This is a genomic window from Phenylobacterium sp., assembly GCF_030646615.1.
Taxonomy (GTDB): Bacteria; Pseudomonadota; Alphaproteobacteria; order Caulobacterales; family Caulobacteraceae; genus Phenylobacterium.
Window position 1 is genome coordinate 1 of record NZ_JAUSLG010000032.1, and the last position, 21,576, is coordinate 21,576.

The 21,576-nt window shown below is 69.1% G+C and carries 24 protein-coding genes and 1 pseudogene; 20 read left to right on the forward strand and 5 right to left on the reverse strand.

The genetic code is table 11. The features are described from left to right. Window positions 1-510: pseudogene (locus Q7S93_RS05130) on the forward strand (hypothetical protein); the annotation flags it as partial. Here the strand turns inward: Q7S93_RS05130 and Q7S93_RS05135 are convergent. Then, complete coding sequence (locus tag Q7S93_RS05135) at window positions 507-929, reverse strand: HIT domain-containing protein (protein WP_304712664.1); 423 nt, start codon at window positions 927-929, stop codon at window positions 507-509. The pseudogene Q7S93_RS05130 and the gene Q7S93_RS05135 sit on opposite strands and share 4 nt — an antisense overlap. A gap of 111 nt (window positions 930-1,040) precedes the next feature. Here Q7S93_RS05135 and Q7S93_RS05140 point away from each other — a divergent pair, with 111 nt between their 5' ends. From Q7S93_RS05140 to Q7S93_RS05155, 4 genes are all read left to right on the forward strand, one after another. After that, window positions 1,041-2,030 carry a malate dehydrogenase gene (locus Q7S93_RS05140; protein ID WP_304712665.1) on the forward strand — a complete coding sequence of 330 codons (990 nt, stop codon included), beginning with the start codon at window positions 1,041-1,043 and terminating at the stop codon, window positions 2,028-2,030. A 162-nt stretch (window positions 2,031-2,192) separates the two neighbouring features. Then, entirely contained in the window at window positions 2,193-2,762 is a 570-nt protein-coding gene (locus tag Q7S93_RS05145) for a NifU family protein (protein WP_304712666.1), read from the forward strand. A gap of 180 nt (window positions 2,763-2,942) precedes the next feature. Continuing rightward, window positions 2,943-4,199 carry a serpin family protein gene (locus Q7S93_RS05150; protein ID WP_304712667.1) on the forward strand — a complete coding sequence of 419 codons (1,257 nt, stop codon included), beginning with the start codon at window positions 2,943-2,945 and terminating at the stop codon, window positions 4,197-4,199. Window positions 4,200-4,263: 64 nt separating this feature from the next. Continuing rightward, the gene (locus Q7S93_RS05155) at window positions 4,264-4,665 is read left to right on the forward strand and encodes a hypothetical protein (protein WP_304712668.1); all 402 of its coding nucleotides are present in this window, start codon (window positions 4,264-4,266) and stop codon (window positions 4,663-4,665) included. A gap of 137 nt (window positions 4,666-4,802) precedes the next feature. Here Q7S93_RS05155 and Q7S93_RS05160 read toward each other — a convergent pair whose 3' ends face one another. The 3 genes from Q7S93_RS05160 to Q7S93_RS05170 form a co-directional block, all read right to left on the reverse strand. Continuing rightward, window positions 4,803-5,276 (reverse strand): GatB/YqeY domain-containing protein, encoded by a 474-nt coding sequence (locus Q7S93_RS05160; RefSeq protein WP_304712669.1) that lies wholly within the window; start codon window positions 5,274-5,276, stop codon window positions 4,803-4,805. 233 nt (window positions 5,277-5,509) lie between these two features. Then, window positions 5,510-6,733, reverse strand: a complete 1,224-nt coding sequence (locus Q7S93_RS05165; RefSeq protein WP_304712670.1) for a TIR domain-containing protein — start codon at window positions 6,731-6,733, stop codon at window positions 5,510-5,512. Between the two features lie 325 nt (window positions 6,734-7,058). Then, entirely contained in the window at window positions 7,059-7,268 is a 210-nt protein-coding gene (locus Q7S93_RS05170) for a hypothetical protein (RefSeq protein ID WP_304712671.1), read from the reverse strand. Between the two features lie 132 nt (window positions 7,269-7,400). Between Q7S93_RS05170 and tsaB the strand changes: the two genes are divergently transcribed. The 11 genes from tsaB (at window position 7,401) to trmB (ending at window position 16,922) form a co-directional block, all read left to right on the forward strand. Next, window positions 7,401-8,057, forward strand: coding sequence for a tRNA (adenosine(37)-N6)-threonylcarbamoyltransferase complex dimerization subunit type 1 TsaB (gene tsaB, locus Q7S93_RS05175; RefSeq protein WP_304712684.1), 657 nt, complete (start codon window positions 7,401-7,403; stop codon window positions 8,055-8,057). Next, window positions 8,054-8,512 carry a GNAT family N-acetyltransferase gene (locus Q7S93_RS05180; RefSeq protein WP_304712672.1) on the forward strand — a complete coding sequence of 153 codons (459 nt, stop codon included), beginning with the start codon at window positions 8,054-8,056 and terminating at the stop codon, window positions 8,510-8,512. The genes tsaB and Q7S93_RS05180 overlap by 4 nt, the downstream gene beginning before the upstream one ends. Before the next feature lie 36 nt (window positions 8,513-8,548). Beyond that, window positions 8,549-8,956: a Fur family transcriptional regulator gene (locus Q7S93_RS05185; protein WP_304712673.1), complete on the forward strand. Its 408-nt coding sequence runs from the start codon at window positions 8,549-8,551 to the stop codon at window positions 8,954-8,956. A gap of 86 nt (window positions 8,957-9,042) precedes the next feature. Further along, window positions 9,043-10,416: a tRNA (N6-isopentenyl adenosine(37)-C2)-methylthiotransferase MiaB gene (miaB, locus tag Q7S93_RS05190; RefSeq protein WP_304712674.1), complete on the forward strand. Its 1,374-nt coding sequence runs from the start codon at window positions 9,043-9,045 to the stop codon at window positions 10,414-10,416. Further along, window positions 10,413-11,366 (forward strand): PhoH family protein, encoded by a 954-nt coding sequence (locus tag Q7S93_RS05195; RefSeq protein ID WP_300574395.1) that lies wholly within the window; start codon window positions 10,413-10,415, stop codon window positions 11,364-11,366. Before miaB ends, Q7S93_RS05195 begins: the two co-directional genes overlap by 4 nt. Further along, complete coding sequence (gene ybeY / locus Q7S93_RS05200; RefSeq protein WP_304712675.1) at window positions 11,363-11,854, forward strand: rRNA maturation RNase YbeY; 492 nt, start codon at window positions 11,363-11,365, stop codon at window positions 11,852-11,854. The genes Q7S93_RS05195 and ybeY overlap by 4 nt, the downstream gene beginning before the upstream one ends. Further along, window positions 11,847-12,746 (forward strand): hemolysin family protein, encoded by a 900-nt coding sequence (locus Q7S93_RS05205; RefSeq protein ID WP_370652075.1) that lies wholly within the window; start codon window positions 11,847-11,849, stop codon window positions 12,744-12,746. Before ybeY ends, Q7S93_RS05205 begins: the two co-directional genes overlap by 8 nt. Then, the gene (gene lnt, locus Q7S93_RS05210; RefSeq protein ID WP_370652076.1) at window positions 12,743-14,353 is read left to right on the forward strand and encodes an apolipoprotein N-acyltransferase; all 1,611 of its coding nucleotides are present in this window, start codon (window positions 12,743-12,745) and stop codon (window positions 14,351-14,353) included. Before Q7S93_RS05205 ends, lnt begins: the two co-directional genes overlap by 4 nt. 61 nt (window positions 14,354-14,414) lie before the next feature. After that, the gene (locus tag Q7S93_RS05215; protein ID WP_304712677.1) at window positions 14,415-14,864 is read left to right on the forward strand and encodes a helix-turn-helix domain-containing protein; all 450 of its coding nucleotides are present in this window, start codon (window positions 14,415-14,417) and stop codon (window positions 14,862-14,864) included. Window positions 14,865-14,963: 99 nt separating this feature from the next. Beyond that, a complete protein-coding gene (metK, locus tag Q7S93_RS05220; protein WP_304712678.1) occupies window positions 14,964-16,184 on the forward strand; it encodes a methionine adenosyltransferase in 1,221 nt (406 codons plus the stop codon). Window positions 16,185-16,268: 84 nt separating this feature from the next. After that, entirely contained in the window at window positions 16,269-16,922 is a 654-nt protein-coding gene (gene trmB / locus Q7S93_RS05225) for a tRNA (guanosine(46)-N7)-methyltransferase TrmB (protein WP_370652077.1), read from the forward strand. A gap of 135 nt (window positions 16,923-17,057) precedes the next feature. On the opposite strand, the gene ppa is transcribed toward trmB, so the two are convergent. Continuing rightward, on the reverse strand, window positions 17,058-17,597 hold the full coding sequence (gene ppa / locus Q7S93_RS05230; protein ID WP_304712680.1) for an inorganic diphosphatase: 540 nt from the start codon (window positions 17,595-17,597) through the stop codon (window positions 17,058-17,060). Between the two features lie 295 nt (window positions 17,598-17,892). Between ppa and rimP the strand changes: the two genes are divergently transcribed. From rimP to Q7S93_RS05250, 4 genes are all read left to right on the forward strand, one after another. Then, complete coding sequence (gene rimP, locus Q7S93_RS05235) at window positions 17,893-18,441, forward strand: ribosome maturation factor RimP (protein ID WP_304712681.1); 549 nt, start codon at window positions 17,893-17,895, stop codon at window positions 18,439-18,441. Between the two features lie 4 nt (window positions 18,442-18,445). Then, entirely contained in the window at window positions 18,446-20,230 is a 1,785-nt protein-coding gene (nusA, locus tag Q7S93_RS05240; protein ID WP_304712682.1) for a transcription termination factor NusA, read from the forward strand. A 56-nt stretch (window positions 20,231-20,286) separates the two neighbouring features. Then, complete coding sequence (locus Q7S93_RS05245) at window positions 20,287-20,925, forward strand: RNA-binding protein (protein ID WP_304712687.1); 639 nt, start codon at window positions 20,287-20,289, stop codon at window positions 20,923-20,925. Between the two features lie 93 nt (window positions 20,926-21,018). After that, window positions 21,019-21,576, forward strand: a 558-nt coding sequence (locus tag Q7S93_RS05250; protein ID WP_304712683.1) for an IF-2-associated domain-containing protein, incomplete at its 3' end; no start/stop codon positions are given.

Here is a 21,576-nt window from a genome sequence, read left to right on the forward strand (position 1 = left end):
GTCACCCCTCCGCCGCCGCGCCCCGCGCCGGCGCCCACGCCGGTGATCCCGAGGACGCCGCCGTCGCGGCCCAGCGACACGATCGCCTCCCAGCCGGTGTTCCTGGACGAGCGCCGGGCGGTGGCTGGCGAGTTGACGGCCGAGGAGCGCAGCTATGAGGCGCGGCTGCGGGCCTCCTTCAATTCGGCGCAAGGCCTGCAGGGCCCGCTGGACGGCGGCTGGATGCTGTCCATGGCCAGCGGCGCCGACCTCTACGCCCTGCGGTTCGTGGACCGGGGCTCCGGCGCCCTGGAAGGCGCCTGGCGCGACGCCCGGCGTCCGGGCGCCCTGGATGGCTTCGGCTTCCTGGACCATATCGAGCGCAGCGGCGGCAGGGTGACCCTGCGCTTCTCGCCCCGTCCCGGCGCGCCGCCCACGGTGATCACCTTGTCTTCGTCGGGTCAGGACCAGTGGTCGGGGGAAATGATCGAGAGCGGGACCCCTCGCAGCGTCACCCTGCGCCGCCGCTAGAGGGTTCTGAGCGCGCCCGTCGCCGCCTGGATCGCCACGGTCAGGGCGGTCGGTTCATAGGCCACGGCCGCGCTGTGGCCCCAGACCGGGCCGGGCCAGGCGGGGTCATCGGTCCGGCGGCCCACCACATGGACATGGAGCTGCGGCGTGACATTGCCCAGCGCGCCGATGTTCAGCTTCTCCACCGGCCGCCCGAGCGCCGCGCCGATGGCCCGCACGGCCCGGCCCGCCGCCAGGATTTCGGCCATCAGACGCCCCTGATCGGCCTGCGACAGGTCCTCCAGCTCCCGGGCTGCAGCGACGCGGGGGATCAGCACGATCCAGCCATAGCGGGCGTCGTCCTGCAGCCGGGACTCGCAGAGGGGGAGCCCGAGCAGGGGGTGGGAAGTGGCCACAAAGGCGGGGTCCAGGGCGAACATTGCGCCAGACTGGGGCCAGAGCGCCGGCGCCACAAGCCAGCAGCCTTGCCGCCGGGGCGCCGCTTGGGTTAGGGACCGCCAACAAAGTCGGCCAAAGCCAGGAGATACCCCATGACCAGCAAGACCCCGATCCGCGTCGCGGTCACCGGCGCGGCCGGCAATATCGGCTACGCCCTGCTCTTCCGCATCGCCTCGGGCGAAATGCTCGGCAAGGACCAGCCGGTCATCCTGCAGATGCTGGAGATCCCCACCGAGGGCGCCCAGAAGGCCCTGAAGGGCGTGGCCATGGAGCTGGACGACTGCGCCTTCCCGCTGCTGGCCGACATGGTGCTGACCGACGATCCGAAGGTGGCCTTCAAGGACGCCAACTGGAGCCTGCTGGTGGGCTCCAAGCCCCGCGGCCCCGGCATGGAGCGCGCCGACCTCTTGAAGGACAACGGCAAGATCTTCATCGCTCAGGGCCAGGCCATCGACGCCGTCGCCGCTGACGACGCCCGCGTCGCGGTGGTGGGCAACCCCTGCAACACCAATGTGATGATCGCCGCCAGCCAGGCCAAGCGCCTGACGCCGGACCGCTTCACCGCCATGGTGCGCCTGGACGAGAACCGCGGCCGCGCTCAGCTGGCCAAGAAGGCCGGCGTCTCGATCAATGACGTGTCCGACCTCTACATCTACGGCAACCACAGCCCGACCATGTTCGCCGACTTCACCCACGCCAAGATCGGCGGCAAGGCTGCGGCCGAGGTCATTGGCGACGAAGCCTGGCTGAAGAACGACTACCTGCCCACCGTGGGCCAGCGCGGCGCGGCCATCATCGAGGCCCGCGGCCAGTCCTCGGCCGCCTCGGCGGCCAACGCCCTGATCGACCACGTCCGCGACCTGGTCACGCCGGGCAAGATCCACTCCGTCGCCGTCAATTCGGAAGGCCGCTACGGCTTTGCTGAAGGGGTCTGGGCCGGAATGCCGGTGAAGACCACCGCGCCGGGCGCCTATGAGGTCGTCACCACCTACGAGATGGACGACTTCGCCAAGTCGAAGATCGCGCTGACCAATGACGAACTGGTCGGCGAGCGCGACACCGTGAAGGACATGCTGGGCTGATCGCCTAGCTCGGCCGACATCGCCCGTCCTCCTGACGCTCATCGCCCGGCCCGAGCCGGCGGCGGCGGCGGAGGGCGGGCCCGGTGTTCCTACCCTCGATCCCGATATCCCAGTTGCGCCAGGGGTCTTGCGCCCCGCAGCCGCAGAGGCCACATCTGGCCCATGTTCATCCAGACCGAAACCACCCCGAACCCCGAGGTCCTGAAGTTCCTGCCCGGCCGCGACGTGGCCGGCGAGGGCAGCCACGACTTCCGCACCATGGAGGCGGCCCAGGCCTCGCCCCTGGCGGCCGATCTCTTCGATATCGAAGGGGTGGAGCGGGTCTTCTTCGGGCCGGACTTCGTCACCGTGGGCAAGGACGTCCATTCGGCCTGGCCGCACCTGAAGGCGCCGATCCTGGCGGCCATCATGGACCATTTCACCTCCGGCCGGCCCCTGTTCACCGGCGAGGCCGCCGCCCTGGACGAGGTCGAGCCCGTCTATGAGGGCGAGGTCGCCCAGATCGTCACCGAGATCAAGGAACTGCTGGACAGCCGCATCCGCCCGGCCGTGGCCCAGGACGGGGGCGACATCGTCTTTTCCCGCTTCGAGGCCGACACCGGCGTGGTCTGGCTGCACATGAAGGGCGCCTGCGCCGGCTGCCCCTCCTCCACCGCGACGCTCAAGTCCGGGGTCGAGAACATGCTCAAGCACTACGTCCCCGAAGTCACCCGGGTCGAGCAGACCCTGTAGGGCGTCACCTGAGCGCGGCTCGACCGATAGCGGCGCAGCCCGTCCCATAGAGAAGCCGGCAACCGTCAGTTCGGCTGCAGGTGCTGACGTGGGCAGGAGCTCCGAAAGGCGACACCTGAGCCAACCAGCGCAATCGCGGCGCCAAGCGAACCCACACGGCTCTGGCGTATTGTAGAGCTCATGAAGCCGATCCTCGCCCTCGCCGCTCCGCCACTGGCCGCCCTGGTGCTGTCCGCCTGCGCCACAACGCCGGTCGATACGCCGACCCGGCCGCCAGCAGCCGTGGGGCCTGGCGGAGAGGCGGCCCCTATGCCCGCCGACCTGACCGGCCGCGCCTTGGGCGTCCGGCTCTACGACCAACTCCGCGCCGCCGACGATAATGTCGTGATCTCGCCGGTCAGCCTGATGGGCGCATTCGGGGTGGTCTCCTCTGGCGCGCGCGGCGAGACGCGAACAGCGATTTTGAACAGCCTGGGTCTGCCCCAGGCCGATACGCTGAACGCGGATCTCGGCGGCCTGCTACGGATGCTGGAGGTGGAGGACGGCGCCACCACCCTGAGCGTCGCCAACGCCGTCTGGGTCCAGCGAGACTTCTCCCTCAACCCGGCGTTCGTCCAGACCGCCGAGCGCGACTACGGCGCCCAGGCCCGGACGGTCGATTTCCAGCGGTCCCCCCAGCAGGCTGCGGACGAGATCAACGCTTGGGTATCGGGGGAGACCCGCGCCCGCATCCCCGAACTGATCACGGCCTCCAGCATCAATGACGCCACCCGCCTGATCGTCACCAACGCCGTCTATTTTCTGGGCGACTGGCTCCACCCCTTTAACGCCTCCTCCACCAGCGAAGAGACGTTCCGCCTGGTCGACGGCTCCACCACGCCCATCCCGTTGATGTTTCAGCGCGGCTCGTTCCGGTTGCTCGAGACTGACCAGTTTCAGGCCATCGACCTGCCCTATGACGATGCGCGCCTGTCTATGACCGTGCTGCTGCCTCGAAAGCCCAACGATCTGCTAGCGCTGGAAGCCGGGCTAGACGCGGGCCTCCAGGGCTGGTTGACGCGGCTGGACGCGGAGCAGCCCCGTACCGTTCAGCTGTACCTGCCCAAGATCGAGACGGCGCTCAACTATGAGCTCGTCCCCCAACTGACGGCGCTGGGCATGGGCGTCGCCTTCACCCCCGCCGCCGACTTCCGCGGCATCGCCGATGCGCCGATGGCGATCGGCCAGGTGGTGCACAAGACCTTTCTGCGCATCGATGAGAAGGGCGCCGAGGCGGCCGCCGCCACGGGCATTGCGATCGAAGTGACGAGCGCGCCTGCTACGCCCCCGCCCATCTTCCGCGCCGACCATCCTTTCCTGTTCCTGATCCGAGACAGGGAGACCGGCGCGGTGCTGTTCCTGGGGCGCATCAGCCGGCCGGAGGCGCCGCAGGGCTAGAGATCGAGGGCCCCCCAGCGCGGGTGGTGGAAGGCCGCCGTCTGGAATGAAGCAAAGGAGACCCATGTCCCTGCATCTGCTCGCTCTCCCGGCGGCCCTGATCGCCGCCGCCGCAGCCAGTACGGCCTGGGCCTGCAGTTGTATCGGCCATGCCGACGCCGCGACCCAGCTAGCCGGAGCCCAGGTCATGGTCATAGCTCGCGCCGAATGGACGAAGCCTGAGCGCGGCGCGTCCGACCCGCGCCAGAGGGTCACTCGCTTCCGGGTCGTGCGCACCATCAAGGGCGAGCCGCGCCGGGCCTGGCAGTTCGCGCACCATATCGATGGTGCGACCTGCGGCGTCGTCTTCCAGCCGGGTAAGGAATACGTCGTCATCGCCAGCGCATGGCAGGGCCGGATGAGCACCAACTTGTGCCAACAGGCGCAATTCCCGTTGGCCGAGTATGAGGCGGCCGCTCGCCGCTGAAAGCCGCAGACGCGCCTCTCCCGGACATTGGGACACGCGCGGGAAGTGGTCATTCGCAGATCGAGGATGAAGGCCCCGCTTCCCACCATTGCGGACGATGGGAGGGCTTGGCGCCTGACGGCGGGGGCGCCCTTCACTTAGCCCCTGGCCAACGCGCTGGCCGCCTTGCCGTCATACTGGCCGCCGAAGTTCGTCTTCAGGTGGGCCATGATGGTCCCGACGTTGGCGTCGGGGTTCTCGGCTCGGAAATCGTTGATGGCCTGGCGCAGTTCCGATTCCGTCATCTGCTTTGGGCCATACGAGGACAGGATCGCCAGTTCGGTTTCAGCGGCCTTGGTGCGCTGGTCGACCTTGGACGCATCGCTGCCGGCCTCGATCAGGCGCGCGCGCTCGCTCGCGAGGTTCTCCAGGGTCAGCTTCGTATTCTTCAGGAACTTCGCGACGGTGGCGGCGACCTTTTCATCGGTGATTTCCGTCACGCCGCGCTTGAACTCTTCGGTCGTGATCTGCGTCGCTTCGCCGATCAGTGTGGTGAGCAGGTCAGCCTTCAGACGGTCGCTCAACTTACGCGCCGCGAGTTGGTCAGCCTTGAGCTCGTCAAGCAGAGCCATGTCGCCGTCCTTTCCATTCCATCTGTTCGGCCGTTCTGTCGTGGGGGAACGAGACCGCCATTCAAGCGCCGTCGCGCCGTAAGGCCACCCTAGCAGGCGCCAGCAATATCTATGGCCGCATTCCGTCAGTCATGCGCCAGGAGGGGACATTAGGACCCAGCCAGGAAGCAGACGCTCCTTCGCAGGCCGACGCCTGCGCCGCCCTCCCCGAGGTGCTCGAAGGGGCTGGTGCTCTAGGAGGCGTCAGCCTCGGCCGGGGCGTTGGTGTCCTCCGCCACGACCCATGGCGGATCGCCAAACGCCAGATAGCCTACGCCAGCCGCCGCTGCGTGGTCTTCGTTCATCAGCGGCGCCAAGCCCTTCCAGGGCAGCACCACGCTCTGGGTACCGTCAGCGTAGCAGGCGACCTGGTAGGGCGGGAACGAGAGTTCCAGGCCAGCTTCTAGGAAGCGAAAAACCTCGAACGCTTCCCAGGTAGCCGTCCCGCGGGTCACCCACGCCTCTTCCAACTGCCGCTCTTCCCCATCCTCCGAGGGGGCGAGCGCCAGGAGCAGGCGGCGCGTCTCCGCCTGGATGTATTCGAGCGCCTCGTCCGGACGTTTGAAGACATCCTGAAGCCGTGCAATTTCGAGCAAGGGCGTCAGCATGAAGACCATGGTCTCCAGCCAAAGATTCCCGTGCGCGGCACCCGCTGAATAGACGTGATTGGCGCAGAGAAGCGACAGGATCCTCTCCTTGATTACCGGCTCAGCGAACTGGATGTCGAGCGTGGTCGTCCTGAGGTCTCGCGGATGCCCCCAGGAATGATATCGAGGCGACTGGTCGAGCTTTGTCCGCCGCGCCCACATCTTCAGCTTCGCGATACGCCCCGCAACCATCGCGTTGACGTCCTCTAGCTCCGGGTGCTCGGGAGACGAGAGCTCATAGGCCGACCATTCGACGTCGTATCCAGGGAGGCCGTCCCAGCTCTCCCGGCCCTTGAACCCCCGCCATTCGAAACCGGCGCGGGCCTGGGCGGCCTCGGACACCCCCGACAGTTCCGCAAGCTGGTGCTCGATGGCCCCGACGAGCGCGCTCTCGAAGGCGGCGTCGCTCAGTCGGACGGCCTGCCACTCCCGCAGGGCCTCCGGATATTCCAAGTCATCATCAAGGAGGACGGGGATTAGGTAGATGTCGCCGAGCAGCTTCTCCTTCGCCTTGTCGACGGCGGTCCTGATTTCCCGCTGCACGTAACCGCGCCGGCTGACGGAGCTGTGTGAGGCGAACACCAGGACGACCGTGGCCCGGTCCAAGGCCCGCTTGATCTCAAAGTCCCAGTGCTGGCCCGGACGCAGGCGCAGGTGGTCCATCCAGACGTTCAGGCCGCGGGCCATCAGCATACGCGCCACGGCGGTCACCCGCTCGCGATCGGGCGTCGCATAGCTGATGAAAACACTGGAATCTTCGTCCTTAGCCATCGCCGCCTCGAAATCTTGGGTCGGCGAGACTCTAGGACGGCAAGCCCACGTCGACCACCTATCTCCCGCAGCTTGCTCGCGCCTCAGGCCCGCCGCCGGCATCCGCTGCAACGACCTACACAAGCCATTGCAGCGCAGAGGGATAGCGTGTGAGTCCCCGTCGCAGCGCGATAGACCAGGACCTGAGTGTGGCTCTGCGCGGACCAGCCCCACTTCATAGCGAAGCCGACATTCCGAACGTCAGCAATGAGCCCAACCCCGTCATTGGCGACTTGGCGTTGCGGCGACGCCCACCTGTCGGAACGCGCTCTCGGCGCGGGCCTCCCTAGTGTTTGGCCAGGATCGCCGAGGCCAGGGGCCGCCGACGCGCCACGCTGGTGGCGGTCCAGACTAGGACCGAGGTCGAGAGCAGGATGCCCGAGACCAGGGCGCCGATGGCCAGCAGGCCGGCCGGCGTGACCTTCACCTTGGCGACGAACCGGGCCTCGCCCATGCGAAGGCTGACGGCGGCGGTGTTGGGGTCGAGCATGTCCATGCGGGCCTCCGTTGGCTTGAGGATCTTGGCTTGAGGATGAGCCAACACCTTTGCGCACGCCCTGTTCCCCGCGCCCGTCCAGGCCGCCGGGCGCTTTCCAATTCCGACCGGGGCTGGTAGCGCCCGCCTATGATCGTGCTCGCCCTCGACACCTGCCTGGACGCCTGCTCGCTCGCCGTGCTCGACGGCGCGACCGTGCGCGCCCAGGCCAGCCACCCCATGGGCCGCGGCCATCAGGAGGCGATCGCCCCCCTGGCGCAGACCGTGATGGCGCAGGCGGGCCTGACCTTTTCGCAGCTGGAGCGGATTGGCGTGACCATTGGCCCGGGCTCGTTCACCGGCCTGCGGGTGGGGCTGGCCTTCGGCAAGGGGCTGGGCGCGGCGCTGGCCATTCCTGTGGTCGGGGTCGGAACCCTGGCCGCCCTGGCTGAACCCCTGGGTCCGGGCCTGGTCTTCGCCGTCATCGACGCCCGCCGGGGCCAGGTCTATCTGCAGGCCTTTTCCGACGGCCGCCCCCTGATGGCGCCTGACGCCCTCGAGGTCGCCACGGCGGCGGCCCGGGTGGCCGAGCTGTCGGGCGGCCGCGACGCTGTCCTGGCCGGCAGCGGGGCGGTCCTGCTGGCCGACCTGATGCCGGCCGCCCGCGTGGTGGAGGCGCCGGCCTGCGATCCTGCCGCCGTCGCCCGGCTGGCCGCCGCCCAGACCAACCCTGCGCCGCCGCGGCCCCTCTATCTGCGGGCGCCTGACGCCCGGCTTCCCGGCGGCGCGCCGGGACCAGACATGGCATGAGCCTCACCCTGGCCCCCGCCGGCCCCGAGGCGGCCGAGACCCTGGCCGCCCTGCACGCGGCCGCCTTCGACAAGCCCTGGAGCGCTTCGGAGATTGGCGCCCTGATCGGCGGGGCCGGCGCCTATGCGGTGATGGCCCAGGACGGGGCGCCCCTGGGCATGGTGATGTCGCGCATCCTGTTCGAGGAGGCTGAGATCCTCACCCTGGCCGTGGCCCCGCAGGCCCGCCGGCGGGGCGTCGGCCTGGCCCTGGTGAACGCCGCGGCGGGCCTGGCGCGCCAGGGCGGCGCCGCGAGCCTGGTGCTGGAGGTGGGCGAGGATAATCCCGGCGCCATCGCCCTCTATGGCGCCAGCGGCTTCGTCCAGGTCGGGCTGCGGCGGAACTACTACGACCGGGGCGGACGACAGATCGACGCCTTGTTGATGAGGCTCGATCTTAACAGCGGGCGGCCTTAGACCTATTCTTCAGGTTCAGCGACGAGGAGGACCGGCGTGGATCGGATCGAAAATCTCTGCATCGAAAAAGGGATGCGCATGACCGAGCAGCGCCGCGTGATCGCCCGCGTGCTCTCGGCCGCCGATGATCACCCCGATGTGGAAGAGCTGTACCGACGCGCCCACCAGGTGGATCCGCACATCTCCATCGCCACGGTCTACCGCACGGTGCGGCTGTTCGAAGAGGCCGGCATCATCGCCCGGCTGGACTTCCGCGACGGCCGCTCGCGCTATGAGGAGGCCACCGACGACCACCACGACCACCTGATCGACATGAAGACCGGCAAGGTGGTGGAGTTCGTCGATCCCGAGATCGAGGCCCTGCAGGTGGCCATCGCCCGCAAGCTCGGCTACCGGCTGGTGGACCACCGGCTGGAGCTCTATGGCGTGCCCCTGGAGGATTGATGCGGCCGGTGACGGGGGCCTTCCCCAGGGTTCGCCGATGGCGCGAACCGCTTGAACCCCTCGCCTCGCGACCCCATAAGGCCTGAATGACCCTCGCTGCGCCCCCAAAGCGCCTCTTCATCAAGACCTATGGCTGTCAGATGAATGTCTATGACAGCGAGCGCATGGCCGATGTGCTGGCGCCCCTGGGCTATGGCATGACCGATACGCCCGAGGACGCGGACCTGGTGGTGCTGAACACCTGCCATATCCGCGAAAAGGCCACCGAGAAGGTCTATTCGGAACTGGGCCAGATCCGGCTGATGAAGCTGGCGCGCCAGGAGGCCGGCGCCGCCATGACCATCGCCGTGGCCGGCTGCGTGGCCCAGGCCGAGGGCGAGGAGATCATGCGTCGCCAGCCCGCCGTGGACCTGGTGGTCGGCCCCCAGGCCTATCACCAGCTGCCCGAGCTGATCGCCCGCACCCACCGGGCCCGGGGCGAGCGCCTGGCCGCCGACTTCGCCGCCGAGGACAAGTTCGACGCCCTGCCCGTGGCGCGCAACGCCAGCGGGGTCACCGCCTTCCTCACCGTTCAGGAGGGCTGCGACAAGTTCTGCACCTTCTGCGTGGTGCCCTATACCCGCGGGGCCGAATGGTCGCGGCCGGCCGCCGCCATCCTGGCCGAGGCCCAGAGCCTGGCCGACCAGGGGGTGCGCGAAGTCACTCTGCTGGGCCAGAACGTCAACGCCTATCGCGATCCGGACGCCGGCGGCGGCCTGGCGGCCCTGGCCCGGGCCCTGGCCAAGATCCCCGGTCTCGACCGCATCCGCTACACCACCAGCCACCCCCGGGACATGGATGACGAGCTGATCGCCGCCCATGGGGAGCTGGACGCCTTCATGCCCTTCCTGCACCTGCCGGTGCAGTCGGGCTCGGACCGCATCCTGAAGGCCATGAACCGCGGCCATACGGTCGAGGCGTACCTGAAGCTGATCGAGAAGATCCGGGCCGCGCGGCCCGACATCGCCATCTCGTCGGACTATATTGTCGGCTTCCCCGGCGAGCGGGAGTCAGATTTCGAGGCGACCCTGGCCCTGGTGCGCCAGATGAGCCACGCCAGCGCGTTTTCGTTCAAATATTCCCGCCGCCCCGGCACGCCGGCCTCGGCCCTGCCCGGCCAGGTGGCCGAAGAGGTCAAGACCGAGCGCCTGGCCCGCCTGCAGGCGGTGCTGGACGACCAGCAGGTGGCGTTCAACGCCGCCCAGGTAGGCCAGACCCTGCCGGTGCTGTTCGAGCGCCTGGGCCGCCATCCCGGCCAGTTGGTAGGCCGCAGCCCCTATCTGCAGGGGGTTCACGCAGATGCTGATCCGGCCTTGATCGGCCAGATTGCGCCAGTGCGTATCGAGGGGGCGAGCAAGAACAGCCTTTCGGGCGTTCTGGCTTTGAAGTCGCAATCTGCGCCAGCCCTGGAGCCCCTTTGAGCCGCGCCCCGGAATTCATCGTCCTGACCGACGCGGCCGCCCGCGCCGTCAGCGGAACCAACAGCCGTCACGCCGCCCTGCTGGAGGACGCCTTCGGGGTGCTGGTGGAGACGCCGGGCGGCGGCGTGCAGCTGAGCGGCGACGCCAAGTCCCGCGGCATGGCCAAGCGCGCCATCCAGGCCCTGGCCAGCCGCGCCGACCAGGGGCTGGAGATCAATGAGGCCGATGTCCGGGTCGCCATCGGCCAGGCCCGCATCGGCTCCGGCGCCGCCCCCGGCGGTCTGCCCGTGGGCCGCCGCGGCCAGGTGGCGCCCAAGACCCCGGCCCAGGCCCGCTATCTGAAGGCGCTCACCGACCATCCCCTGGTCTTCGGCCTCGGCCCCGCCGGCACCGGCAAGACCTTCCTGGCCGTGGCCCATGGGGCGGGGCTTTTGCTGCGCGGTGAGGTGGACCGGCTGATCGTCAGCCGCCCGGCCGTCGAGGCCGGCGAGCGCCTGGGCTTCCTGCCCGGCGACCTGTCGGAAAAGGTCGATCCCTATATGGCCCCGGTCTGGGAGGCCCTGACCGACATCATGGGGGTCGATCAGTTCCGCAGGCGGCGCGAGAAGGGCGAGATCGAGCTGGCCCCCATCGCCTTCATGCGCGGCCGCACCCTGTCGCAGGCCTTCGTCATCGTCGACGAGGCCCAGAACGCCACCCGCCTGCAGATGAAGATGGTCCTGACCCGCCTGGGCGAAGGCGCCCGCATGGCGGTCACCGGCGACCCCAGCCAGGTGGACCTGGTCAACGCCCGGGACTCGGGCCTCGCCCATGCGGTCAGCCTGCTGGACGGGGTGGAGGGGGTGGGCGTCGCCCGTTTCGCCGCCGAGGACGTGGTCCGCCACCCGCTGGTGGAGCGCATCGTGCGCGCCTATGAGGCCGACGCGGCCATGAACGGACGACCCGATTGATCGATATCGAGATCGAGGACGAGGCCTGGGCCGACGCCCTGCCGGACGCCCCGGTGCTGGTGCGGGCCGCGGCGCTGGCCGCCCTGGACGGGGCCGGCAAGCGGCCGGCTGTCTCCGAGACGGATTCGACGTCGGGCCTGGTGGCGGTGCTGCTGACCGACGACGAGGCGGTGGCCGACCTGAACGCCGAATACCGGCGCAAGGCCGGGCCGACCAATGTGCTGTCCTTTCCGGCCGCGCAGAATCCTGAGGGTTTTCTGGGCGATCTGGCCCTGGCCTATGGCGTCTGCGCCCGCGAAGCCGACCAACAGAACAAGTCTCTGGCCGATCACCTGCAGCACCTTGTGGCGCACGGGGTCCTGCATCTTGTAGGCTATGACCATATGAACGAGGACGAGGCCGCCGATATGGAGGGCCTGGAACGGCGAATACTCGCCGGCCTGGGCGTTGCAGATCCCTATGCGGCCGAACAGGGAGACCATGACTAGTTCGGAAGATCGAAGTTTGCCCGAGCCCGCCCCACCCCGACAGGGCGGCGGGTTTCGGGCGATACTGAAACGTTTCGGCCGCAACGGCGCCCCCACCGAGACCGTGGAGGCGCAGGCCGAGCCGGAAAACCGCATGGTGCGGCAGGCCGTGGCCTTCCAGTCCCTGCGGGTGGACGATGTGATGACGCCGCGGGCCGACATCATCGCCGTCGAGCTCACCACCCCCTTCGGCGAGGTGGTTGACCGCTTCATCGACGCCGAACATTCCCGAATGCCGATCTATCGCGAGACCCTGGACGATCCCGTGGGCGTGGTTCACGTCAAGGACGTTTTCCGGCTGCTCTCGGCCAATGGCTCCGGCCCCAAGGCCGACGAGGCCTTCCTCCATCGGGTCCGCCGCGACGCCCTCTATGTGCCGGCCTCCATGCGCGCCGCCGACCTGCTGCTGCAGATGCAGGCGGCCCGCACCCACATGGCCCTGGTCATCGACGAGTTCGGCGGCACCGACGGCCTGGTGACCCTGGAGGATCTGATCGAGGCCGTGGTCGGCGAGATCGATGACGAGCACGACGTGGCCCAGGCCAAGTCGATCATCGCCCGGCCGGGCGGGGTCTTCGAGGCCGACGCCAGGGCGCCCCTGGAGGAGCTGGAGGCGGCCGTCGGCCAGGCCCTGGCGCCGCCGGATCTGGAAGAAGAGATCGACACGGTCGCCGGTCTGGTCACCGCGTTGGCCGGCCGCGTGCCCCAGCGGGGCGAGCTGATCGAGCATCCCGCCGGCTTCGAGCTGCAGGTGATGGACGCCGATCCCCGCCGGGTGAAGCGGGTGCGCCTGCGGCCGACCCCAGCTGCAACCCCCGCCGGAGCGGCCAGCCCGGCGATGGGCGAGGCGTGAGCGCCGTCCTGCACCGGCTGGGCGGCGTTCTGCAGGCCCTTGAGGCGAGCGCCTGGAGCCGCGCGCTGCTGGCCCTGGGGGCGGGTCTCGCCGTCGCCCTGGCCCATCCGCCCTTCGGCGTTCTGCCGGGCCTGCTGGGCCTTGCCCTGCTGCTGCGGCTGGGGGATGGCGCAGGCCCGCGCCGTCCCCTGGCCTCGGCCTTTTTCCGCGGCTGGCTGGCGGGGCTGGGCTATTTCGCCCTGAGCGTCTGGTGGGTCACCGAGGCCTTTCTGGTGGACGCGGCGGCCCACGGCTGGATGGCGCCCTTCGCGCTCGTCCTGCTGGCCGGCGGCCTGGCGCTGTTCTGGGGGGTCGGGCTCCTCCTCTATCGTCTGATCGCGCCGCAGGGCCCTGGCAGGGTCCTGGTCTTCGCCGGCGCCCTGGCCCTGGTGGAATGGCTCCGCGGCAATATCCTCACCGGATTTCCCTGGAACCTGGTGGGCGAGGCCTGGCGGGCCGGGGGGGCGCCGTCCCAGGCCGCAGCCCTGGTCGGCGCCTATGGCCTGACCTGGCTGACCCTGGCCCTGGCCGCCAGCCCCGCCGTCCTGCCGGGCCTGGAGCGCCGCAGCCGCCTTATCGTCGGCGCAAGCGCGCTGGGCGTCCTCGCCCTGCTCTATGCCGGCGGCCTCTGGCGCCTGGCGGCGGCCCCGCCGGCGCGGGACTCCGCGGCCGTGGTGCGGATCGTCCAGGCCGATGTGGACCAGAAGGACAAGTGGCGGCCGGAAAACCTCGACCTCATCTTCGACGACTATCTGCGTCTCTCGACACAGCCGGCGGCCGTGACCCCGGATGTGGTGATCTGGCCTGAAGGCGCCCTGCCGGCGGTGATCGACGATCTGCTGGCGCCCGGCCGGCCCTATGGCGCCCGCCTTTCGGCCGCCTTGGCCGAGGGTCAGGTGCTCATGCTGGGCGCAAACCGCGTGGGCTTGGGGCGCGAAGCAGAGCTCGACTACTTCAACACCCTGGTCGCCTTCCGTCGGGCTGAGGCTGGCGGACTTGAGGTCCTGGGACTCTATGACAAGCATCGCCTCGTACCCTTTGGGGAGTACCTGCCCCTTGGGGACGCCATGACCCGCCTTGGCGTGCGCAGCCTGGTCAACATGCCCGAGGACTTCACCGCCGGCCCGCCCCCGCAGCCCCTCACCCTGCCGGGCCTGCCGCCGGTGCAGCCGCTCATCTGCTATGAGGCCCTGTTCCCCCGGTTCACCGGCCAGGCGGGCGCCCGCGGCGGCGTGCGCGCCGAATGGATCCTCAACGTCTCCAACGACGCCTGGTTCGGCGCCACCTCTGGTCCCTGGCAGCATCTGAACCTGGCCAGCTACCGGGCCATCGAGGAGGGCCTGCCCCTGGTCCGCTCCACCCCCACGGGCGTTTCGGGGGTCATCGACGCCCGGGGGCGGCTGCAGGCCGGCGCCTGGATGAGCCAGGGCCGCCAGGGTGTGATCGACGCAGCCCTGCCGCCGCCGGACGCGCCGACCCCGTTCTCGCGCTTCGGAAATCTGCCCTTCGCCCTGATGCTGCTCGTTTCAGGAGCTATGGGAGCCGCACCTTTGCTCCGTCGGCGATGAAGACAGCTTGCGGGCGCTTTGCCCTTTTGCGAGTGATGTGCAGTTCGGTAAAGGGAGCGCCATGACCAAGGACCTCGATCTCGACCGATCGCCTAACCCGGTTGATCGGCACGTGGGCCTGCGCATCCGACTGCGCCGGAAGGAGCTTGGCGTCAGCCAGGAGAAGCTGGCCGACTCCATCGGCCTGACCTTTCAGCAGGTCCAGAAGTACGAGCGGGCGGCCAATCGGGTCAGCGCCTCGAAGCTCTGGGAGGTCGCCCGCGCCCTCAAGACCTCGATCGCCTATTTCTACGAAGGCCTCGGGGACCCGGCCGAGCAGCCCAACGGGGCCGAGGACGGCCGCGACACGGTGCATGACTTTCTCCTCACCCCCGAGGGTATGGAGCTGGCCACCCTGTTTCCCCGCATTCGCCGGGCCCGGGTGCGCCGCCGGTTGCTGGACCTGGTGCGGACCATGGCCGAGGAGGCCGAGGCCGATCTCGATGAGGCCGCGAGGGTCGAAGAAGTCTGACCGCGCCGCTTGCGGCATATAAGGATTTCTTTATAGGATGCCCGGCAAGTTGCCGGCCCGCCGCTGCGCGGCCGCCTTCGCCTGACCGGAGCCCCGATTTTGAGCCGTTCCTCCTATATCTTCACCAGCGAAAGCGTCTCTGAAGGCCATCCCGACAAGGTCGCCGATCGGATTTCCGATACGGTGGTCGACGCCTTCATCGCCGCCGAGCCCCAGGCCCGCGTGGCCTGCGAGACCCTGGTGACCACCAATCGCATCGTGCTGGCCGGTGAAGTCCGGGCCGGACGCCCAGGCGCGTCCAAGGCCGAAAACAAGGCGCTGACCAAGGAAATCGTCCACAGCCTGGAGCCCAAGGTTCGCCAGGCGGTGAAGGACATCGGCTACGCCCAGAAGGGCTTCCACTGGGATAAGGCCAAGTTCGCCTGCTATCTGCACGCCCAGTCCGAACACATCGCCCAGGGCGTCGACGCCAGCGACAAGAAGGACGAGGGCGCCGGCGACCAGGGCATCATGTTCGGCTATGCCTGCGACGAAACCGCCGAGCTGATGCCCGCGGCCCTGCAGTATTCGCACAACATCCTCAAGCGCCTGGCCGAGGTGCGCCATTCCGGCGAATGCGAGGCCCTGGAGCCCGACGCCAAGAGCCAGGTCACCCTGCGCTATGAGGACGGCAAGCCCGTCGAGGTGCTGAAGATCGTCGTCTCGACCCAGCACAAGAAGCGGATCGGCCTCCATGCGGCCACGCCCAAGCGCGTGCAGGAGATGATCAAGCCCTATGTGGAGGGCGTCATTCCCGAGGGCCTGATCACCCGCAAGACCCAGTGGCTGGTCAATCCCACGGGCAAGTTCGAGATCGGCGGCCCCGACGGCGACGCCGGGCTCACCGGCCGCAAGATCATCGTCGACACCTATGGCGGCGCGGCGCCCCACGGCGGCGGCGCCTTCTCGGGCAAGGACCCCACCAAGGTGGACCGGTCGGCGGCCTATGCCTGCCGCTACCTGGCCAAGAATGTGGTCGCCGCGGGCCTGGCCCGTCGCTGCACGATCCAGATCAGCTACGCCATCGGCGTGGCCGAGCCCCTGTCCTTCTATGTGGACCTGCACGGGGAGGGCCATGTGGACCCCACCAAGCTCGAGCTGATCCTGCCCGAGCTGATCGGCGGGGCGACCCCGCGGGCCATCCGCGAGCACCTGGGCCTCAACCGGCCGATCTATGCCCGCACCGCGGCCTACGGCCATTTCGGCCGCGAGCCGGACAATGAGGGCGGCTTCTCCTGGGAAAAGACCGATCTGGTCGACCAGCTGAAGAGCCTGGCCTAGGACAAGACGACCGGCGCGGGTCCACGACAGGGCCGCCGCGCCGGTCTATGCCTTCTTCCCATGACGTCTGATCCCCACCCCCCGATGCGTTCTTTCGGGCGCATCAAGTCGCGGCCGATCAAGCCGCGGCAGGCCGCCCTGATGGACAGCCTGCTGCCGGACATCCGCTGCCCGCTCGAGGACTTCGATCCCCGCGCCCTTCTGCCCCAGGCCAAGGCCGTCTGGCTGGAGATCGGGTTCGGCGGCGGCGAGCACATGGCCGCCCAGGCCGGCCGCGCGCCCGAGGCCCTGATCCTTGGCGCCGAGCCGTTCCAGAACGGCGTCGCCAGCGCCCTGCGCCATATCGACGAACAGGGGCTGGGCAATGTCCGGCTGCACGATGGGGATGTCCGCGACCTGATGGCCCGGCTGCCGGACGGCTGCCTGGACCGGGTGTTCATCCTGTTTCCCGATCCCTGGCCCAAGGCCCGGCACAACAAGCGCCGGCTGGTGCAGGCTGAGCTGATCGCCGAACTCGCCCGGCTGATGGCGCCAGGCGCCCGGCTGCGCTTCGCCACCGACTGGGCCGACTATGCCGACTGGACCCTGGAGCGGTTCCTGGCCTCGCCGGCCTTCGCCTGGCCTGCGGAGCGGGCGCAGGACTGGCGCCAGCCGCCGGCCGACCACATCACCACCCGCTATGAGGAAAAGCGCCTGGGCGACTGCGCGCCGGTCTTCCTGGATTTTCTGCGGGTCTGAGCGCGGGCGCGCGCCCGGCGCACAAAAAAGGGCGGCCCGCGAACCGGCCGCCCCCATGTCCTCAGGTCTCTCTCAAGACTTGGAGTGTAGAGTCTGACTCAACGATCGGACGGTTCCGTCTGATCGCCTCAGGCTCTAGGCCTTCTTGTGGTTCAGGGCCCGCTCGATGCCGGCGCGGATCAGGGCGGCGGTCTCGTCGGGATCGGCCCAACGGACGATGTCGACGCTCTTGCCCTTCTCCAGGTCCTTGTAATGCTTGAAGAAGTGGGCGATCTGCTCAGTCAGGATGGCGGGCAGGCCGCGCCAGGATTCGACGCCCGTATAGAAGGGGTGCAGCTGGTCCACCGGCACGGCCAGGACCTTTTCGTCGGCGCCGGCCTCATCGGTCATCATCAGGGTGCCCACCGGGCGGCAGCGGATGATCGCGCCGGGGACCACCGGGGTCGGACCGACCACCATCACGTCCATCGGATCGCCGTCTTCCGACAGAGTGTGGGGAATGAAGCCGTAATTGCCCGGATAGAACATGGCCGTGTGCAGGAACCGGTCGACCAACAGCGCGCCGGACTCCTTGTCGAGCTCGTACTTCACCGGCTCGCCGCCCTGCGGGATCTCGATGACGGCGTTGACGTCGTAGGGCGGGTTCACGCCGATAGCGATCTTGGAAAGGTCCATGTTCGAAATGACTCTTGTGATCTGTCTCGGGGAGGAGAGGGGCCTCCCATAGGGCGAAAACCCGTCTGGGGAAACGGGGTTTGGCGCCCAGATCCCGATGATCTGCGGCCCGGTCGCCGTCGCAGGGGGCGTGGGCGTGCTGCGGGTCGCGGCGTCCGGGCGTTACGGGAAGGGTGACAAGCGGCTTCCAAGGGCCTATATTTACGGCAACATCGTCCGATAGCGCTGGATAGCGCTTTCGAGCGGCGGGCTCCGGCCCAGCCGCTTTTTTCTTTGCCTGAGGACGGCTGGAGCTATGCGCGGCAAGACCGCAGAGGACCTGAGACTGTTGGAGCTGCTCGACCCTGTGGCCGAGGCGGCGGGCTATGAGATCGTGCGCCTGCGCCTGATGGGCGGCGAGCAGCAGCGCCGGCTGCAGATCATGGCCGAGACGCCGGACGGCGAGATGAATGTCGATGATTGCGCCGTCCTGTCCCGGGCGGTGGCCGACATCATGGACGCCGCCGACCCGATCGCCGGGGAATATGTGCTGGAGGTCTCCTCCCCGGGGATCGATCGGCCGCTGACCCGGCTGAAGGACTTCGACACCTATGAAGGCTATGAGGCGAGGCTCGAGCTGGACCGCATGGCCGAGGGCCGCAAGCGTTTCCGCGGCGCCCTGGCTGGAACTGAAGAGGGTCAGGTCTGCCTGGACCTGGAGGGCGAGGACGAGACCGTGCTCGTACCCTTTGACTGGATCGTCGAGGCCAAGCTGGTCCTGACCGATGAACTGATGAAACGCGGAGCCGAGCAGCGCGCCGAGCGCATCGCCTCCGACGGCGCCGTATCCCACCAAGAGGATTAGACCCATGAGCCTGACCGGCATCTCCGCCAACCGGCTGGAGCTTCTGCAGATCGCCGAGGCGGTGGCCCGCGAGAAATCGATCGACAAGGAGATCGTCATCGAGGCGATCGAAGAGGCGATCCAGAAGGGCGCGCGCTCCCGCTACGGGGCCGAGCACGATATCCGGGTGAATATCGACCCCAAGACCGGCGAGACCGTGATCAAGCGGGTCGTCACTGTGGTGTCCGACGACGCCGCCTGGGACGAGGAGGCCGGCGAAGAGGCCCCGCCCGGCATCATGCGCCTGTCCGAGGCCCGCCGCGATGATCCCAAGGCGCAGATCGGCCAGGTCTACGAGGAAGTGCTGCCGCCCTTCGAGTTCGGCCGGGTGCAGACCCAGATGGCCCGCCAGGTGGTGACCGGCAAGGTCCGCGAGGCCGAGCGCGAGCGCCAGCACGAGGAATTCAAGGATCGGGTCGGCGAGATCATCAGCGGCTCGGTCAAGCGGGTCGAGTACGGCAATGTGGTCGTCGATCTGGGCCGTGGCGAAGGCATCATGCGCCGGGACCAGTCGATCCCCCGCGAGAACTTCAATATCGGCGACCGGATCCGCTGCTACATCTATGACGTCCGCCGCGAGACCAAGGGCCCGCAGATCCTGCTCTCCCGCGCCCATGGCGGCTTCATGGCCAAGCTGTTCGCCCAGGAAGTGCCCGAGGTCTATGACGGGGTGATCGAGATCCGCGCCGTGGCCCGCGATCCCGGCAGCCGCGCCAAGATGGCCGTGGTCTCCAATGACAGCTCCATCGACCCCGTCGGCGCCTGCGTCGGCATGCGCGGCAGCCGCGTCCAGGCCGTGGTCGCCGAGCTGCAGGGCGAGAAGATCGACATCATCCAGTGGAGCCCGGACGAGCCCACCTTCATCGTCAATGCGCTCGCCCCGGCCGAGGTGTCCAAGGTGGTGCTGGACGAGGAGGACGAGCGCGTCGAGGTCGTCGTGCCCGACGAGCAGCTGTCCCTCGCCATCGGCCGCCGCGGCCAGAATGTGCGCCTGGCCAGCCAGCTGACCGGCTGGCAGATCGACATCATGACCGAAAGCCAGGAGAGCGAGCGCCGCCAGCGCGAGTTCGCCGAGCGCACCGCCCTGTTCCAGGAAGCCCTGGACGTGGACGAGGTGATCGCCCAGCTGCTGGTCACCGAAGGCTTCGCCACCGTCGAGGACGTGGCCTATGTGGAGACCGCCGAGGTGGCCTCCATCGAGGGCTTCGACGAGGACACCGCCGAGGAGATCCAGGCCCGCGCCCGGGACTTCCTGGACCGCGAAGCCGCCGAATACGACGCCAAGCGCAAGGCCCTGGGGGTCGAGGACGGCCTGCTGGAGATCACCGGCGTCACCCTGCCCATGGCCGTGGCCCTGGGCGAGGGCGAGGTGAAGACCGTCGAGGACCTGGCCGACCTGACGCCCGACGACCTGCGCGGCTGGTACGAGAACCGCAATGGCGAGCGGGTGCGCGAGAACGGCATCCTCGAGAGCTTTGGCCTGGAGCCTGCCGACGCCGAGGCCCTGATCGTCCGCGCCCGGGTGGCCATGGGCTGGATCGAGGCGCCGCCCGAGCCCGAGCCCGACCTGGACGAGATCGCCCCGGAACTCACCGAGGAAGAAATGGTCTTTGGCCGGGCCGGCGCCGCCAGTCCCCGGACCGCCGAAGTCGAGCCCCTGGTGGCGGAGTCCGAGGCTGAGGCCCCCGAGGTTGAGGCCGAGGCCGAAGCCGAGGTTGCCGCTGAGGCCAAGGACGCGGACGAGACCTAGACCCTGTGCCCGACCCGGAACCGAACGAACAGGACCTGACCGGTCAGGACCCCGACGTGACGCCCCGGGTCGGACCCGCGACCCTCGCCGAGGCCGCCCGCGAACGCCGCGACGTGGTCTCCGGCGAGACCCGGGAAGAGTCCGCCCTCATCCGTTTCGTGCTGGCGCCGGACGGCACGGTGACGCCGGACCTGGCCCGCAAGCTTCCCGGGCGCGGCGTCTGGGTCGCCGCCGACCGGGCCTCGGTGGAGACCGCCGCGCGCAAGGGCCACTTCGCCCGCTCGGCCAAGACCAAGGCCAAGGCGCCGCCAGATCTCGCCGACCAGGTGGAGATGCTCCTGCAACGGCGGGTTCTTGACGGGCTGGGGCTTGCGCGACGCGCCGGGCGCCTTATCTCGGGGTTTGAGAAAGTCTCCGCGGCCCTGACGTCGGGCCAGGCGGCCTGGCTGATCGAGGCCGCCGACGGCGCCCCCGATGGCCGACGCAAGATTTTCGCCGCCCTCCGGCGTTCCCCACGTCCCGTCGGTCAGGTCGGCCTCTTCTCCTCGGCTGAATTGGGTTTGGCCTTGGGGCTGGAGAATGTGATACACACCGCCTTCCTTGCGGGGCGTACCGCCGATCGTTGGGCGCTGGAAGTTCAGCGCCTGGCGGGGTTTCGCCCGCTCCTTCCAGAGAGTTGGCGCGAGGAGCCGTGATGAGGCGGGCGGAACTTTGCGGTTCCGCGCGTCATATCTGTTTGGACGATTAGAAGACGGTCGGCTCATCCGGCCGGTAAGTAAAGCGAGCGCATGAGCGACGACAAAGACAACGGCCGAACCCCAGGCGGACGCCCGCCTCTGACCCTTAAGCCCCGCGGCGCGGGCTCGGTCAGCGCAGGGACGGTGAAGCAGAGCTTCAGCCATGGCCGCTCCAAGACCGTGGTCGTGGAGACCAAGCGTCCGCGCACGCACGTGCCGGCGCCGAGCAATCTGGCCGGCCCGTCGTCCTCCGAACGGCGGGGATCGGAGTCGCGTCCTGCGCCCCGTGGTTCAGGCGACGCCTCTGGCTTGTCGAGCGAAGAGCTTCGCGCGCGCCAGAACGCCATCGAACGCGCCCGCGAGGCCGCCCTGGCCGCGGCCGAAGCCAAGGCCCGCGACGAGCGCGCCCGCGTCGAACGTGAGGCGGCCGCCAAGGCCGCCGCCGCCGCCCAGGAACAGGCCGCCGCCAAGGCCGCCGAGGCCAAGCCCGTCGCGGAAGCGACGCCGGCCGCTTCGGCTCCCCCTGCTTCAGCTCCGGCCGCCTCGGCGCCCGCAGCCGCCGCGCCGACCGAGGCCAAGAGCGAGCCCGTCAAGGGCGCGCCGGCTCCG